The 16,237-nt window shown below is 36.9% G+C and carries 11 protein-coding genes, 3 tRNA genes, 3 pseudogenes and 1 CRISPR repeat array; of the genes and pseudogenes, 11 read left to right on the forward strand and 6 right to left on the reverse strand.

Annotated elements, in window-relative coordinates; translation table 11 throughout:
- Nucleotides 1–328: 328 nt before the first annotated feature.
- From uvrY to TI10_RS03810, 6 genes are all read left to right on the forward strand, one after another.
- The gene (gene uvrY, locus TI10_RS03785; RefSeq protein ID WP_049582166.1) at nucleotides 329–994 is read left to right on the forward strand and encodes a UvrY/SirA/GacA family response regulator transcription factor; all 666 of its coding nucleotides are present in this window, start codon (nucleotides 329–331) and stop codon (nucleotides 992–994) included.
- Nucleotides 978–2,810, forward strand: coding sequence for an excinuclease ABC subunit UvrC (gene uvrC, locus TI10_RS03790; protein ID WP_049581865.1), 1,833 nt, complete (start codon nucleotides 978–980; stop codon nucleotides 2,808–2,810). The genes uvrY and uvrC overlap by 17 nt, the downstream gene beginning before the upstream one ends.
- Before the next feature lie 57 nt (nucleotides 2,811–2,867).
- Complete coding sequence (gene pgsA, locus TI10_RS03795; protein ID WP_049581866.1) at nucleotides 2,868–3,416, forward strand: CDP-diacylglycerol--glycerol-3-phosphate 3-phosphatidyltransferase; 549 nt, start codon at nucleotides 2,868–2,870, stop codon at nucleotides 3,414–3,416.
- 144 nt (nucleotides 3,417–3,560) lie between these two features.
- Nucleotides 3,561–3,636, forward strand: a tRNA-Gly gene (locus TI10_RS03800).
- A 59-nt stretch (nucleotides 3,637–3,695) separates the two neighbouring features.
- Nucleotides 3,696–3,769, forward strand: a tRNA-Cys gene (locus TI10_RS03805).
- Between the two features lie 6 nt (nucleotides 3,770–3,775).
- Nucleotides 3,776–3,862 (forward strand) — tRNA-Leu (locus TI10_RS03810).
- Between the two features lie 287 nt (nucleotides 3,863–4,149).
- On the opposite strand, the gene TI10_RS03815 is transcribed toward TI10_RS03810, so the two are convergent.
- The 4 genes and pseudogenes from TI10_RS03815 to TI10_RS03830 form a co-directional block, all read right to left on the reverse strand.
- Nucleotides 4,150–4,530, reverse strand: a complete 381-nt coding sequence (locus tag TI10_RS03815; protein ID WP_049581867.1) for a hypothetical protein — start codon at nucleotides 4,528–4,530, stop codon at nucleotides 4,150–4,152.
- A 144-nt stretch (nucleotides 4,531–4,674) separates the two neighbouring features.
- Nucleotides 4,675–5,301, reverse strand: a complete 627-nt coding sequence (locus TI10_RS03820) for a tail fiber assembly protein (protein ID WP_049582167.1) — start codon at nucleotides 5,299–5,301, stop codon at nucleotides 4,675–4,677.
- Nucleotides 5,302–5,526: 225 nt separating this feature from the next.
- A pseudogene (locus tag TI10_RS03825) lies at nucleotides 5,527–6,156 on the reverse strand (tail fiber protein); the annotation flags it as partial.
- A 790-nt stretch (nucleotides 6,157–6,946) separates the two neighbouring features.
- Complete coding sequence (locus tag TI10_RS03830) at nucleotides 6,947–7,828, reverse strand: tail fiber protein (RefSeq protein WP_049581869.1); 882 nt, start codon at nucleotides 7,826–7,828, stop codon at nucleotides 6,947–6,949.
- A 539-nt stretch (nucleotides 7,829–8,367) separates the two neighbouring features.
- Between TI10_RS03830 and TI10_RS03835 the strand changes: the two genes are divergently transcribed.
- The 3 genes from TI10_RS03835 to TI10_RS03845 all read left to right on the forward strand — a co-directional run bounded on the left by TI10_RS03835 (nucleotide 8,368) and on the right by TI10_RS03845 (nucleotide 11,046).
- Nucleotides 8,368–8,874: a DUF2569 domain-containing protein gene (locus TI10_RS03835; protein WP_049581870.1), complete on the forward strand. Its 507-nt coding sequence runs from the start codon at nucleotides 8,368–8,370 to the stop codon at nucleotides 8,872–8,874.
- A gap of 309 nt (nucleotides 8,875–9,183) precedes the next feature.
- Nucleotides 9,184–9,885, forward strand: a complete 702-nt coding sequence (locus TI10_RS03840) for an XRE family transcriptional regulator (protein WP_049581872.1) — start codon at nucleotides 9,184–9,186, stop codon at nucleotides 9,883–9,885.
- A gap of 9 nt (nucleotides 9,886–9,894) precedes the next feature.
- Complete coding sequence (locus TI10_RS03845) at nucleotides 9,895–11,046, forward strand: type I restriction endonuclease (protein WP_049581874.1); 1,152 nt, start codon at nucleotides 9,895–9,897, stop codon at nucleotides 11,044–11,046.
- A 228-nt stretch (nucleotides 11,047–11,274) separates the two neighbouring features.
- A CRISPR array of direct repeats spans nucleotides 11,275–11,722; the repeat unit is 28 nt; unit sequence TTTCTAAGCTGCCTGTGCGGCAGTACAC.
- Between the two features lie 201 nt (nucleotides 11,723–11,923).
- Here TI10_RS03845 and TI10_RS03850 read toward each other — a convergent pair.
- Nucleotides 11,924–12,841, reverse strand: coding sequence for a phage tail protein (locus tag TI10_RS03850; RefSeq protein ID WP_049581876.1), 918 nt, complete (start codon nucleotides 12,839–12,841; stop codon nucleotides 11,924–11,926).
- 726 nt (nucleotides 12,842–13,567) lie between these two features.
- On the opposite strand from TI10_RS03850, the pseudogene TI10_RS03855 reads away from it, so the two are divergent.
- Together TI10_RS03855 and TI10_RS03860 are read left to right on the forward strand one after the other, a co-directional pair.
- Nucleotides 13,568–14,241, forward strand: a pseudogene (locus TI10_RS03855) (LuxR C-terminal-related transcriptional regulator).
- 408 nt (nucleotides 14,242–14,649) lie between these two features.
- The gene (locus TI10_RS03860) at nucleotides 14,650–15,318 is read left to right on the forward strand and encodes a PAS and helix-turn-helix domain-containing protein (protein ID WP_049581877.1); all 669 of its coding nucleotides are present in this window, start codon (nucleotides 14,650–14,652) and stop codon (nucleotides 15,316–15,318) included.
- Between the two features lie 258 nt (nucleotides 15,319–15,576).
- On the opposite strand, the pseudogene TI10_RS03865 reads toward TI10_RS03860, so the two are convergent.
- Nucleotides 15,577–15,801: pseudogene (locus TI10_RS03865) on the reverse strand (S-type pyocin domain-containing protein); the annotation flags it as partial.
- Nucleotides 15,802–16,237: the final 436 nt, after the last annotated feature.

A 16,237-nucleotide genomic window follows, 5' to 3' on the forward strand; every position in this document is an offset into this window, starting at 1 on the left:
GTTAAATTATTGTTAAAGCCATTTATTTTATAAATATTTATTTAGTTATTAATTTCATCATAATCAGAATATACAGAATGTTCTTATTGCGAATAAATAATACTTGCTATCGTATAAAATAATTCTCTTTTGTCTTTGAAAGAGATAAGTATAATATTCACATTCCTGATGAACTTTTAGGATAATTTATCTATTCTATTGTTTTATATAATCTTTACTAAAAGTCAAAAAATAGACAATTGAAGTTAACTCTTCTGAAACAAATTCAATACACAAGCAATATCAATGAAGCTCATGTATGAGCATAGAGCCAGTTGGAGACACTTTTTTGATAAATGTTTTGTTAGTCGATGATCATGAACTGATCAGGGTTGGTGTAAAGCGTATTCTTGATGACGTAAAAGGGATAACAGTAACAGGAGAAGCCAATTGTGGTGAAGATGCGATAAAGTGGTGCCGAGCTAATAAAGTAGATATCGTGTTAATGGATATGAACATGCCAGGCATTGGCGGCCTGGAGGCAACAAAAAGAATCCTGCGTTATTGTCCCGATGTCCGTGTCATTATGCTGACTATCTATACTGAAAATCCTTTGCCAATGAAGGTGATGCAGGCCGGCGCCAGAGGATATCTCAGTAAAGCTTCTACCCCTCAGGACATGGTGAATGCAATTCGTGCAGTTAATGCCGGCCAGCGCTATATCGATCCCGATATTGCTCAACAAATGGCCCTTAGCCAGATTAGCCCACAGAAAGATAATCCATTAAGCTGTCTGTCTGATCGTGAATTACAGATTATGTTGATGATCACGAAAGGACAAAAGGTGAGTGATATCTCCGAACAGCTTAATCTTAGCCCAAAAACCGTCAATAGCTATCGCTACCGAATGTTTAGTAAACTAAATATCAGCGGTGATGTAGAATTAACACATATGGCAATACGTTATGGGCTATTCGACACAGAGAGTCTATTAAATAGTGACGGAACAATTTGATTCAAAAACATTTTTACAAACAGTAACCAGTCAGCCTGGTGTTTATCGTATGTATGACGCCTCAGGAACGGTTATTTATGTCGGTAAAGCCAAAGATTTAAAAAAACGGCTTGCCAGTTACTTTCGTGCACAGGTCGCCAGTCGTAAAACCGAATCTCTGGTTAAAAATATTGTTCAAATAGATGTGACTGTCACGCACACTGAAACAGAAGCACTGTTATTGGAGCATAATTATATTAAGCTCTATCAGCCCCGATATAACGTTTTACTACGAGATGATAAATCTTACCCTTACATTTTGCTCAGCGCAGATAAACACCCACGACTGGCAATGCATCGGGGAGCTAAACATTTCAAAGGTGAATATTTCGGCCCATTTCCAAACGCTCATGCAGTACGAGAATCATTAATCTTACTGCAAAAACTTTTTCCTATCCGACAATGTGAGGATAGTGTCTACCGCAATCGCTCGCGGCCATGCCTGCAATATCAAATTGGCCGCTGTCTTGGGCCTTGCGTTAAGGGATTGGTCAGTGATGAAGAGTATCAGCAACAAGTTGATTATATTCGTCTGTTCCTTTCAGGCAAAGATCAGCAAGTTTTAACCAGACTAATTAACCGAATGGAACAAACCAGCCAGCAACTGAAATTTGAAGATGCAGCAAGATACCGTGATCAAATCCAGGCCGTTCGTCAAGTCACTGAAAGACAGTTTGTTTCAGGAACAGACGATGACCTAGATGTTATCAGTGTTGCCTTTGAAGCAGGCATGGCTTGTCTGCACGTACTGTTTATACGTCAGGGCAAAGTACTAGGTAGCCGGAGTTACTACCCTAAAGTCCCGACTGGGACAAAGATTGATGAGATTGTACAAACATTCCTTGGCCAATTTTATTTACAGGGCAGCCAAAATCGGACTTTGCCCTCAGAAATTTTGCTGGATTTTACTCTGCCAGAGAAAGACATTTTGTCTGATTCTTTATCTGAAATATCCGGGCGAAAAATTCATATTCAAACTCGCCCCCGTGGAGACAAGGCCCGTTATCTGAAACTTGCCCGCACAAATGCAACAACCGCCCTAACTACCCGCTTATCGCAACAATCAACTATTCACCAAAGATTAGACTCTCTCGCTCAATTAGTTAAGTTAGCAAAAATTCAGCGAATGGAATGTTTTGATATTAGTCACACTATGGGGGAACAAACTGTTGCATCCTGTGTCGTCTTTGATAGCAATGGCCCACTACGTTCTGAATATCGGCGCTATAATATCAATGGCATTACTCCCGGTGATGATTATGCTGCTATGAATCAAGTACTACGCCGTCGATATGGGAAAGCATTAGATGAGTCAAAAATTCCCGATATTATTTTCATTGATGGCGGTAAAGGGCAACTAGCTCAGGCAATAGATGTCTTTCAGTCTCTTGATGTTGAATGGGATAAAACGCGCCCTCAATTGATAGGTGTTGCCAAAGGCAGTGATCGCAAAGCCGGGCTTGAAACACTATTTTTCGCGACGGGGGATAAAGGTATCGCATTACCGTCCGATTCTCCTGCCCTGCATGTGATTCAACATATTCGTGACGAATCACATAATCATGCAATAACCGGGCACCGCCAACGTAGAGCTAAAGTTAGAAACACCAGTACGCTGGAATCTATTGAAGGAGTTGGGCCAAAACGCCGACAAATGTTACTGAAATACATGGGAGGTTTGCAGCCTTTACGCAACGCAAGTGTCGAAGAGATCGCAAAAGTACCGACGATTTCCTATGCATTAGCAGAAAAAATTTATAATGCATTGAAACACTAAGTACATTGATGCACCATACTTATAAATTCCACTATAGCCAGATAGTTAAGAAGCACTATGCAATTAAATATACCAACATGGCTCACTCTATTTCGTATCGTCCTGATCCCATTTTTTGTCCTGGCATTCTATTTGCCATTTACATGGGCGCCGATGGTTTGTGCCATAATTTTCATTGTCGCTGCGGCGACAGACTGGTTTGACGGTTTTCTCGCCCGCCTTTGGAAACAGACAACTCGCTTTGGCGCATTTCTCGATCCTGTCGCGGACAAAATCATGGTTGCTGCCGCATTAGTTTTAGTTTCCGAACATTATCATACGTGGTGGATAACCCTCCCCGCCGCAACCATGATAGCGCGTGAAATTATCATCTCCTCTCTCAGAGAATGGATGGCTGAATTAGGCAAACGCAGCAGTGTTGCCGTTTCCTGGATGGGTAAGGTAAAAACGACAGCGCAGATGGCGGCGTTAGTTGCTTTATTATGGCGACCTAATTTTGAATTCGAATTGGGTGGATTCATATTACTTTATGTTGCTACAGTGATGACATTTTGGTCAATGTTTCAATATGTAAACGCGGCCTGGTCTGATTTGCGTGAAGCTTGATCGAAATGACGCAAAAAACATCGAACAAACACAGCGTAACAATAATTGTGTTGACTCGATACGTGAAGTAAGTAGAATGCAACGCATCGAACGGCACACAAGATTTACAAAAACAAATAAGTAAATCAGCCAGTTCAAAGCGGTGCGGGAATAGCTCAGTTGGTAGAGCACAACCTTGCCAAGGTTGGGGTCGCGAGTTCGAGTCTCGTTTCCCGCTCCAAGTTACTAGCCAGAAAGATAGTTAGTAGTTGAATAATAGTTAGTAGCTGAATATAGAAAGGCGCGTTGGCAGAGTGGCCATGCAGCGGATTGCAAATCCGTCAACCTCGGTTCGACTCCGGGACGCGCCTCCAGATTCAGCCCAGGTGGTGAAATCGGTAGACACAAGGGATTTAAAATCCCTCGGCTGTAAGGCTGTGCGGGTTCAAGTCCCGCCCTGGGCACCAAATGAAACTTGCTGATAATTCAGTGAGTTAGGGAAAAGAAAAAGCCACCGTAAGGTGGCTTTTTTGCTTTCTGCGATTGCACGAAAATCGCAAAATGGCAGCAGATTGGCAGCACCTTGGCACCACTGTATAAACCCACACTATCTATTTCAGGCAATCTCTCCCCCTCTCGAAGCATCATCAGAAAAATATTTTTCACATAAAAAAAGTTAAGTCATGATTGCTTCATTACTGTGAAACCTGTCTATTGGCAGAATTCGCAGAAAATTATTATCTTTTTATATAGTTCATGAGCTTTTGTAGGAACGATTTTTTATTTCAGGTTGATTTGATTTAGCCCATGACGGATTTTCCAAATCGGTTGGAAGTAAATACAGACGATCATCGTCATCAACAACTTTTGCATTAAGTTTTTCAGCTATCTGTAGCATCTTACAATATAGGGCTGTATCGGGGTGTTTTGTACTTATGTTCCCATCAAACCAATCCAGCCAAGGTTCTTCATAGACGCTTTTTCCTGTCCATATAGCATGAAACTGACCATTCTTTTCATCAATGAATAATTCGTCATCTTCAGCCACTAATGCAAGCCATTCATCGCTACTAATTTGGCAATCTTCATTCATTGAGAAGCATTCAGCTCTTGTTATATGAAGCTCCCACCCCATAATTACTCCTTAATTATTTGAAAAATACAGAAATAAAAGGCCACAGCAAGGTTAATACCGATCCTTAAACGATCGGCATTAACCACAAGGTAACTTTTTCTCGTGATGGAAATCACTATCCACTATATCCTTTCACTATACTTTTTACCTCGGCTGTTCTGGCCATTCAATATCGAGAGCCAGTGAAATATTTACTCTACTGAGCATTACCCTGTATTTCTTCCATTCCAACAGAGCGGCTTTCTCTGCTACGGTAGCGATATCTAAATCAGCAGCATCTTGCAGTAATGCAATGGATTCATTCGCCTGTCGCAACAGAGTTACACGCCGCTGCTCCGCTTGTTCAACCTGATTTGCTTTTAGGGCTATATTATCAGTGACCCATTGTGTGCCATCCCATTTATCAAAATCGGTGACAGGTTGCTTGAAGGTCAGAGTTTCAGGTAATTCACCCAACTCAGTAATTTCCTGTTGAGTTCGTGTTAACGTGTCATAAGCGATTTTTCCGCGATAGTCAGGTACTATTTCCCAACGCTTACCGTCTTCACTGCGACAAACAGCCACATCATCAGAATCGCAAAAGTTTGGCGCATCTAAATAAGCATGCGCTGACAAACCGACACCGAGCATAACATATTCAATATCAGCGTTAGTAAATTCTCTTGTTATTTGATTCGTGTGATAAACTTTTATCCAGCCGGGTTGAATTGCTAATCCGTCTTCACCCAATACGGCGGTTTCATGTTCCAAAGAGTATTTTTGTTCTGTCATTACGCTGAATGCTGCTGCTCTCACTATGTAGTTAAAGGCTATATTGCGGGGCCTTGATACCCCTATAAATGCGGAATTCGCTGTCCAGTCTGTCTGAGCTTTATAATATACAGCCTTTATCGAAATATTGTTATTTCGGGGGGTATCCCATTGCAATTTTGTGAACTCATTGCGCGAAGGAGTAATAATAAAATTACTAGCCCGATCAACATTCTGTACCAAATAAGCCCCTTCCTGCCACGACAATATTGAACGAAATGGATCAACATTTCGACCACTGTCCCAACCACGGATAAACTCTCCCCTTAGATCGGGCAACCTACCGTCAGGATAAGCTTCCGCTAACTTTGGGTATTGCAATTTATTGAAAAAGGCACCGTTACAAACGAGGTAGTTGATCGGTGGATAAGGTAACGGCCACGGAATGGGGGAACCCACAGGTATATTAATTTCTTCACGTAATGAATTTATTATTTCCTGAGCAAGTTTTTGTGTAACCGCCAATGTATCGCTATCGCCAATTATATTTGTAAGCTGAACAATACCTTTCTGAGTTAATGAGGCATCGGGAATCTTTGTTATCATTTTTTGTTCCAGCGCTCCATTTAATTGGGCGGTGAGTTTCTCTATATTCCCATCATCCAGAACATCATTGCCAGATTGTGTGGCGATAAAATTAGCGACTACAGAGGATATCGTGGACGACTGACGTAATGCCTTATTTAACATATCAGTGGTAATACCATCTTGTGGAAATCCAGTTTGCAAATTCTGATTTTCTTCATATTTTTCTTGACTAATTACATTAGCACTATTGCTAATAGAAAAAGCCTTAAAATCATTTTTTTGACTCATGTACTTCCTCCTTAAGAAAAATAATATTTTTTATAATCAACATATTTAATAATTACAAAAATAATCCGACTGTAATTTATTCAAATTAGAGTCTAGTTCATAAATAAGAGTAATACATCATTCCTATTTATTAGAAGATTGACTGTTTTTATATAATTTTCAGCAATAAATAATTCAATACCTTAGAATCGAAAATATATCCAAACCATTTATAGTTAACATCTGAAAACTATTTTGCTCTTATATATTCTATCTATTCCAGCAACTCCTTTTGTTTTAAGTTCCAAGATGAATCTTACGAAATTTAGGCATAAACATCTAAACGACAGTATTCTGGAATGCCACAGAACTCTCCATCTTCATAAAACATACATTCACTGTTCTCAGCAATAGAACTTAAGTCGCCAGTTCTGAAAACGGTCGGTAAATGAGAGTGCTGACTTTATAAGCTGCCTGTACGGCAGTACACGGAAAGTAACCCTTATGTGCCACTAACTGATCTTTCTAAGCTGCCTGTACGGCAGTACACATTAAATCAATAGTACTCAAATCTCGCATTGATTTCTAAGCTGCCTGTACGGCAGTACACAGTTACATATTAACCCCAACCTACTGAATATTGAAGAGTAATCATTATAAAAAATAAAAAACCCTTTTTTACGAGACAAATAATATTTACTTAAAAATCAATAAATTAAAATTTGCCGTTAAAAAAGGGTCAAAATTCCCTCCATCCAAGTAGAACAACCTCTACTTCTGTTTCTGATTTAAAGGGTATTTTGTTCAGTCATCATGCTGCTCTCACTATGTAGTTAAATGCTATATTGCGTGGCCTTGAGACTCCTATAAAAGTAGTATCAGCAATCCATCTATTTGTATTTGCATGTACATACCTAGCCCACAATGAAATGGCTTTATCTTGAGGAGTATCCCACTTTAGCGCCGCACGATCATGAGATGAGAAACTAACAACATTATTAACTGGATTAACATCCTGTAACAAATAAGATCCCTCCTGCCATGACAATAATGAACGAAATGAATCTACCCCTCTTCCATCATCCCATCCCCGGATAAACTCTCCTCTTAAATCAGGTAATCTACCATCAGGATAAGCTTCAGCTAATTTCGGGTACTGTAATTTATTAAAAGCTGAACCGTTACAAGTGAAATAACCAAATGGTGGATGAGGTAACGGCCACGGAATCGGAGAGCCGACAGGAATTTCATTGGCAGTTTTAATCCGGTTATCTATCTGTTCGCGGGTATATTCACGTAATGAATTTATTACTTCCTGAACAAGCTTTTGTGTAACCGCCAATGTGTCGCTATTGCCAATCACATCTGTAAGCTGGACAACACCTTTTTGAGTTAATGAGGCGCCGGGAATATCTGTTGTAATTTTTTGTTCTAACGCTTTATTTAATTGAGCAGTTAGTTTAGCTATATTTCCATCATCCAGAACATCATTGCCAGATCGTGCCGCAATAAAATCAGTCACGACGGATGATACCGTTGACGCTTGACGTAATACCTTATTTAACAAGTGAGTGGGAACATCATCTGGTAAAAATCCAGTCTGCAAACTCTGATTTGCTTCATATTTTTCTTGACTGACTACATTCGCATTATCACTAATAGAAAAAGCCTTAAAATCATTCTTGTAACTCATATACCTTCTCCTTAAGAAAATAATATTTTTTATAATCAACATATTTAATTACTGAAAAAAATAATCCGATTGTAATTTATTCAAATTAGAGTCTAGTTCATAAAGAAGAGTAATACATCATTCCTATTTATTAGGAGGCTGACTGTTTTTATATAATTGTCAGCAATAAATAATTAAATATCTTAGAATCGAAAATATATCTAAACCGTTTATATTTATTCAGTGATGTTATTTATAATTTCCTGCTATGTGTTGGAATATAACCCTGAGAATTTTTTATATCCCTAGCCAAAAACTTACACAAAACTCTATCAAACATCTGAATATGGATGCTTTTAAGAATTCTGCGAAATGTTAACTTCTTGGTTCACTATATTTTTGATGCAACTTCAATCATATTAATCAACATTGACCCTTATCCTATGGTAATTAGTCTATTATTGATGCATACTCCCAAAAACTAGCAAATTTCGTTATTGCTTCAACGTCAAATTACGTTAAAATTCGTCAAATCATGTAAATATAAAAGGTTTATTCATATGCAAAAGTGGGTTTGTACTAAATGTGGTGAAAAAGAAATACCTCAAGACATAGAGTATTGTGAAGAATGTACAGAGAAATCTTTTAAAAAAATTGGAGGGTGGCTTTATCTACCTGCTATAAGCCTAATATTATCCATAATTAATACCCTATTTCTGCTCGGAAAAACTGTTAATACAATGCCTCAATTCTATAGCGCATTGCCTGATCATTGGCAGTTCTTCATAATATTTGAAATTACCTCTAATGCATTATTACTCTTGTTAACTATTAGCACTGTTATTTTCTTTTTTAGAAAGTCTAAGAAAGCCCCTCGTTTATGTGTATTGTTCTACCTATCAAACACCATCATTAAAGGTATTACTGTTTTCTTAATAGCTAATATTCTGTCAATACCAATAAGCTATAACAACATATTACCCACTCTACAAGCTATAGTTACTACTGCTATATGGGTACCTTATTTCATGGTATCAGTTAGAGTTAAAAGAACTTTTGTGAACTAATCAACTATCTCCCCTATCTTTGCAACCGCAGAATCATTTGCTCTGAGGTTGCAATTTATTCTCTTCTATATTGCTGTATTACCTTCTTGAAGGTGATATATACCCTTTTTTGTTCCGCTGATGAACTATTCAATCCCCAATGCTTAGCATTTTGGCTAACGCTGGTATGCCGCCAACTTATTTTATTGCTATATCCAGTATGTTCATAAAGGTTTTATTTTTTACTAGCGACAAAAAAATACAATAAATACTTTAAAAATAAAGTTTTGCTTGCTATAAAAATAAAAGCCTCGCTTGTATATTTAAGGCATGAAAACAATGCATAAAAGAATCAAGCAAGCTCGGCTTGCAAAAAAATTAACTCAAGCTGAACTAGCAGATATGCTTGGGGTTACTCCACAGTCTGTACAACAGTGGGAATCAAGCACAGAACCGAGAAAATCAAGGCTAACAGCATTAGCATCTATCCTTGATGTTGATGTGAACTGGCTTTTATTTGGTGAAACACTCAAAAAAAGTGCGGACCAAGTTCCACCTGAGAGTGAATGGACAACTATTGCGCAATGGGACGATAACATGCCACTAGATGGTGATGAGGTGAAAGTACCGTTCTTAAAGGATATTGAATTCGCGTGCAGCAATGGTAGATGTATTGATGCAGATCATAACAGCTTTAAGTTAAGATTTTCTAAAGCAACATTAAGAAGAATTGGCGCACCAACTGACGGCTCTACAATTGTTTGTTTTCCTGCTAATGGCGACAGCATGGGGCCAGTTATCCCAAATGGAACAGCAATAGCAGTAGATATTTCTAATAAGAAAATTATTGATGGAAAAGTGTATGCAATTGAACAGGATGGGTTAAAGCGTCTTAAATGTCTTTATAGACGCCCGAAAGGAAAATTACTTATCAGAAGTTATAACCGTGATGAATACGAAGATGAAGTTGCAGATGAAGATCAAGTGAACATCATCGGAAAAGTGTTCTGGTATTCCGTTTTAGATTACTAAGGTTATGGAATGGACAATTTTAAGGTAAAAATAAAACATCATGTTGACCACGTTAAAAGCGCAGGCCAACACTGCACCACCGAAGAAACAACTAAACAAGCATTAATATTGCCTTTTTTAGATATTCTTGGGTTCAGTTCGTATGATCCTCAAAAAGTTAAAGCCGAGTACGGAGCGGATTTCCCCGGGTTAAAAGCAAATGAACGGGTTGATTATGCTTTGTTTTGCCAAGGTGTTCCAGTTATGTTTATTGAGGCAAAAGGATACAACGAAAAGCTAGATAATCACTGCCCTCAGTTATCCAGATATTTTAATTCCACTCCAGAAGTGACTATTTCAGCAATTACAAATGGATTAGAGTGGCGTTTCTTTACCGATTTAAAACAAAAAAACGTAATGGATACTACCCCATTCTTACGCATTAAAATGGATGAAGTTAGCGATGCAGATGTAAGCCAGCTCTATCGATTTAGACACGATAAATTCAAACCGGAAGCACTAAGAACACTTGCAGAAGAAAGTGTTTACTTATCCGCTTTTACTAAAACCATCAGCACTAGCTTGAGAGATGTTGATAGTGAATTTGTGAGATATGTTGCCAATAGATCTAATGTCGAACGCCAACTAAATCAGCGCTTTATTGAATCAATCACTCCGTTGGTAAAACAAGCTGTTGAGAAATCTGTTAGCGCAATGGTGGTTTCCGGTCTTTCAAATAAACATGTTCCAATTGATGGAGTTCAAGACGAGATAGAACTTCAAGAAAATTCGAAAGAACCAGATGAGATAGTGGATCTAGATAACCCCAATATTGTTACCACCAAAAACGAATTAGCTCTATATGAAAAAGCAAAATCAATAGTCGGGGATTCTGTTGACTTACAATACAAGGATACAGAATCTTACTTTGGAATTCTTTATCAAGGAAAATCAAATAGATGGATAATAAGATACTTTGACAAGAAGAATAAACCTTACATCCAGATACCTATTGAGCTAACTGATATATTAGCTAACGAAGTTAATAGGGCTGGATTATCTGCTAATAACTCAAGAATATTTATAGAAGCGCCAGAAGATATATTGAGGATAACAGGTATTATCCTTGATGCTTTTGAGTTCGTTAAAAACGACGATAACTTTAGAAAGAAAGCACAATAATTATACCAGCCACCACTCGGTGGCTTTTCTGCCCTAGTATCCTTCACTATCATCTAAGAATGTCTAAGCAATCACATTTCCAACAATCAATAAAAATAAACCCACCCTAAAAACAAGTATTACTTGTTTTAATAAACCAATACTTGTATGCCCTAATCATCTTAATATGACTCACTACTGTCTAGAAGAACATATCCGCAAGTCTGAGGAAAACAACGTAGCATTATCTTTCTAAGCTGCCTGTACGGCAGTGAACGGGGTTCTTTTCCATTACCACCTTTATCGTCCTTTCTAAGCTGCCTGTGCGGCAGTACACTATTGCAGGACATCTGTTATTCGACGCACGATTTTCTAAGCTGCCTGTACGGCAGTACACAATGGGTGTATCAATTGCCGCTGTGTCGCTGTTTTCTAAGCTGCCTGTACGGCAGTACACAACTTAACGAGAAGACCGGAGGTGCTCGATTATTTCTAAGCTGCCTGTGCGGCAGTACACGGTGGCTTAAAAAAAGGGTGCGCGTCAATGATTTTCTAAGCTGCCTGTGCGGCAGTACACATTCCTGTGTGACAAGGGTTCATTTTTGAACATTTCTAAGCTGCCTGTGCGGCAGTACACGCTGCGGTGAAACAAACCCGCCAGATCTTTTTTTTCTAAGCTGCCTGTGCGGCAGTACACAGTTACATATTAACCCCAACCTACTGAATGTTGAAGAGTAATCATTATAAAAAATAAAAAACCCTTTTTTACGAGACAAATAATATTTACTTAAAAATCAATAAATTAAAATTTGCCGTTAAAAAAGGGTCAAAATTCCCTCCATCCAAGTAGAACAACCTCTCCTTCTATTTCTGATTTAAAGGGTATTTTGTTCAGTCATTATGCTGCTCTCACTATGTAATTAAAGGCTATGTTGCGAGGGCGGTTCTCCGGGGCTACAGGAACAACCCTTGAGGCGTCAAACCCAAAACCATATTCAGTGTATACAACATCAGGGGTAAAATGACCTACCGATTTAGGCTTACCATCTGTAGCCACCCCAAAAGTTGCGCTAGCATAACAAGCCCCTTTTGTTGCCAGATGAAAGCCATTTGTTATCGCTCCAGGAAATGCCCCCTCAATATTTCTAATAGCATCCCCTTGATGAGTTAAAACTCCGCGGCCACTATCAATACCTCGACCATCATCCCATCCGCGGATAAATTCGCCCCTTAAATCAGGTAATCTACCGTCAGGATAAGCTTCCGCCAACTTCGGATACTGTAATCGATTAAAAGCTGAACCATTACAAGTGAAATAACCAAATGGTGGATGAGGTAACGGCCACGGAATCGGAGAGCCGACAGGAATTTCATTGGCAGTTTTAATCCGGTTATCTATCTGTTCGCGGGTATATTCACGTAATGAATTTATTACTTCCTGAACAAGCTTTTGTGTAACCGCCAATGTGTCGCTATTGCCAATCACATCTGTAAGCTGGACAACACCTTTTTGAGTTAATGAAGCGCCGGGAATATCTGTTGTAATTTTTTGTTCTAACGCTTTATTTAATTGAGCAGTGAGTTTAGTTATGTTTCCATCATCCAAAACATCATTGCCAGATCGCGCCGCAATAAAATCAGCCACAACAGATGATACCGTTGATGCTTGACGTAATACCTTATTTAACAAGTGAGTGGGAACATTATCTGGTAAAAATCCAGTCTGCAAACTCTGATTTGCTTCATATTTTTCTTGACTGACTACATTCGCATTATCACTAATAGAAAAAGCCTTAAAATCATTCTTGTAACTCATATACCTTCCTTAAATTAAACAATATTATTTCATAAAAACATATTGAACTATTGTAAATATGATTTCTCGCAATTCACATAAATAACAGTCTAGCCCAGGAAAATAACAATAGATTGTTCTTATTAATTATAAGGTTAACTATTTTTGTATAATCAGCAGAAATAATTAGCTCAACATTCCATTTAATTTATCAAGGTAAGTCACGATAAAAAATAATTAATCCATATTGCCTAATTATCTATTAACGCAACATTACTTACAGAACCATAAAATAAACTTTTTCATCACGGTAAATATATCGATACCATTTGTAAATATCAACACCTATAACCGTTCACCAATAATTAATATCGTAAAAAAAGTAAGTATTACCGACCATCATTTCCCGTTCATAAAAAATATCATTATTAAATAATTTTTCTATAAAATAATATTTTATAAATATATTTACATTTATTTAAAGTTTCCTTATTAAAGTATTTAATTAATAGTGTATCTTTTCCTGAGAAAAAATTGTCACTCGATGCTATGTGACCAAGTTATTTTAAGTAAAATCATTACTTAAATCATTTAAATAACCTCTTAAGTAATCAGCAAGGATTTACTATGCAAAATATAAAAAGTAAACTAATCAGCATCACTTTAATCTTAAGTTGCATGAAGAATAAAAATAGAGCTATTTGAACACATAAATTATATTTAATAAGCTTAGAACAGGTCTTAATCATGAAGAAACTTAATGAAACATATATTTCACCACAAATAATAAACACAATGGAAGCAAGCAATGAACCGTGGGAATCAAAGATAAAAACTCACACTTTATTTATGGTAACCCGGCCCTAAAATCTATTCAAAACATTCCAACGTCATTTGATTATGAAGGGCTTTCTGATGACAAACTTCCTTGGAGTGGGGCGGAATTTGCAAAAGAATTTATTGATCATGATAAAATTGTCATGAAAAAAGGGAAAAGAGTTTGTTCACTCGAAACATATACATATGGAAAAGAAAAAATCTTATCATCTTACTTCCAAGAGAAATTACCACTATATAATGATACAAATGAGTGCATAGGCATCTTTTTTCATGGATGGAAAGCCAAAGATTTTTCATTAATTAACCTATATCAATATTATAATGTTCTGCCCACATCGATTATATTCCAACCACCAACAGATACTTTTACCCAACGTGAATGGGATATTATTTTCTTCTTTTTACAAAAACACACCAGGAAACAGATTGGAAAAATATTAAATATTGCTTATCGTACAGTTGAATCCCATATGACTAATATATATCACAAGATAGGTGTTCGCTCCAATAAGCAATTGGAAGAATATTGTCTCATCAATAATTTTAAACGCTATGTACCCGAAAAATTTTTACTATCTTAATAACTCTATTTACTATTTTTAGTCATAAAGAACATGATTACATAGTCTATCGCTGTCGGTATGATGCAATTCCACCATCAATGGATAATGATATTAGCTCAAATTATACTGGCAGCATTTTCACATATAAAAACACTAGTTAAATAAACAATTTAAATTTTAGAAAAATAATAATCTCCCGTTACATTTACTCATATTTAAATCTCACCCCTTAAATAAAAATGAGTCTCATTAACATAAATGAATTAACCATTTCTCTCTACCAATTAAACGACTCTCGTAATAAAAATAACCATAATAATTATTTTCTGAAAAAGTCTGTCATTGCTAGTAATAAAGTATTAAACTGACAATATGATTCAAATATATCACAACTTAAACACAAATTGAGTAAAAAGGAACAATAATATGAGTAATCACACAACTATATCATCTCAAATTATTAACACACTGGCCGCAAGCAATGATCCTTGGGGAATCAAAGATAAAAACTCATGCTTTATCTACGGCAATATGGCATTAAAATCTCTTCAGAATTTTTCAAATGTATTTGAATTTGAGGGGCTTTATGAAAATGAACTTCCTTGGGATAGCGCTAAATTTGCCGAAGAATTTATTAATCATGACAAAAAAGTGATGGAAAAACAGCAGAGAATATGTTCAATCGAAACCCATGTATTTGGTAAAGAGCAAACCCTATCGTCTTACTTTTTCGAAAAATTACCTTTTTACCATAAAGATGGAGATTGCATCGGAATCATATTTCATGGCTGGAAAGCACAAAACCACTCATTAACCTATTTACATCAATATCACGACAAACTCCCCGCCTCAATTATGCTCCAGCCACCAACCGATCTTTTTACTCAACGTGAATGGGATATCATTTTCCTCTTTTTACAGAAAAATACCAGAAAGCAGATTGGACGGATACTGAATCTAGCCTATCGCACCGTTGAATCTTATATGACTCGGATATACCATAAGATAGGTATTAATTCTAGCCAACAATTGGAAGAGTATTGCCGAACCAACAATTTTAATCGCTATATACCGGAGAGGTTTTTATTGTCTTAGATTACGTATTTATTCCCAGCTTTTACGTGCTATTCTTATCCATTATTAATGAAAAAAAATAACCAGCCCTGTTGGAATATTTTTATTTAAAAATATGATAGTTATATTCAATAATTTTTAAAGGTTATATATGAACTCATCAGGGCCTAAAAAATCTCCCTTATTACTATTCAGTTAACAAATACTAAGTAATCCTCTTCACCCTCATTCAATCCTGATGAATAAAACAGTCCCATTAATCCGACTTGTTACCACTTGATGGTGGGGTTGTTTCTGCTTCTCGTAGCTGCCCATAAGCGAGTTAATAAACCGGGCCAGACAAAAGCAGGAAATGATACTATCCAGTGTGCCAGCTAATCGTTGCTCCATATCAAACATATCTGATATGCCACCAGCAATAATATACGTGCCGAAATGTTTACCACAGGTAACTTTATCCCCTTCATAAGCCATTGCTTACCCATTAAGGTCACCAGTAACAATCTATCCACCACAAGTGGTTTTGTCGCCAACGAGCAATACCCTATTAGCATCTATTGACGCGCCCATTGACCAATCACATGAAACATGGGTTTAATCTGAATTTATACTATATTATTAATACTTAAGTATTAATATATAATCGATAATGCAATAAATTTGAATTAAAAAATGTAATAATATTCTGAAATTAACGAAAATTAGGTCAATTTTTTGCCTCTGACGCTACCTCACCGGCACTGTCAAAGCAAAAAATCATCGATAAAAACTGCGGGAAATGGGGTGAGAAGGTGATTGTGACAAACATCTAAGTGGAACTTAAAATGCAACTTTATATCTTGAGCTATACCATTTTAAGTAAGTTTTTTATTTAATTATTCTTCAAAAATTTAATTTCATAGAATTTACCTAACCTTAATTTTATTTAAGAATAGCTATT

It is taken from the genome of Photorhabdus luminescens subsp. luminescens (assembly GCF_001083805.1).
Classification (GTDB): Bacteria; Pseudomonadota; Gammaproteobacteria; order Enterobacterales; family Enterobacteriaceae; genus Photorhabdus; species Photorhabdus luminescens.

What these genes read in the sequence shown, in the direction of transcription:
- pgsA (WP_049581866.1), top strand. Translation starts at nt 2,868, where the DNA reads ATGCAATTAAATATACCAACATGGCTCACTCTATTTCGTATCGTCCTG.
- TI10_RS03815 (WP_049581867.1), bottom strand. Translation starts at nt 4,530, where the DNA reads ATGGGGTGGGAGCTTCATATAACAAGAGCTGAATGCTTCTCAATGAAT.
- TI10_RS03820 (WP_049582167.1), bottom strand. Translation starts at nt 5,301, where the DNA reads ATGACAGAACAAAAATACTCTTTGGAACATGAAACCGCCGTATTGGGT.
- TI10_RS03830 (WP_049581869.1), bottom strand. Translation starts at nt 7,828, where the DNA reads ATGAGTTACAAGAATGATTTTAAGGCTTTTTCTATTAGTGATAATGCG.
- TI10_RS03835 (WP_049581870.1), top strand. Translation starts at nt 8,368, where the DNA reads ATGCAAAAGTGGGTTTGTACTAAATGTGGTGAAAAAGAAATACCTCAA.
- TI10_RS03840 (WP_049581872.1), top strand. Translation starts at nt 9,184, where the DNA reads ATGAAAACAATGCATAAAAGAATCAAGCAAGCTCGGCTTGCAAAAAAA.
- TI10_RS03845 (WP_049581874.1), top strand. Translation starts at nt 9,895, where the DNA reads ATGGACAATTTTAAGGTAAAAATAAAACATCATGTTGACCACGTTAAA.
- TI10_RS03850 (WP_049581876.1), bottom strand. Translation starts at nt 12,841, where the DNA reads ATGAGTTACAAGAATGATTTTAAGGCTTTTTCTATTAGTGATAATGCG.
- TI10_RS03860 (WP_049581877.1), top strand. Translation starts at nt 14,650, where the DNA reads ATGAGTAATCACACAACTATATCATCTCAAATTATTAACACACTGGCC.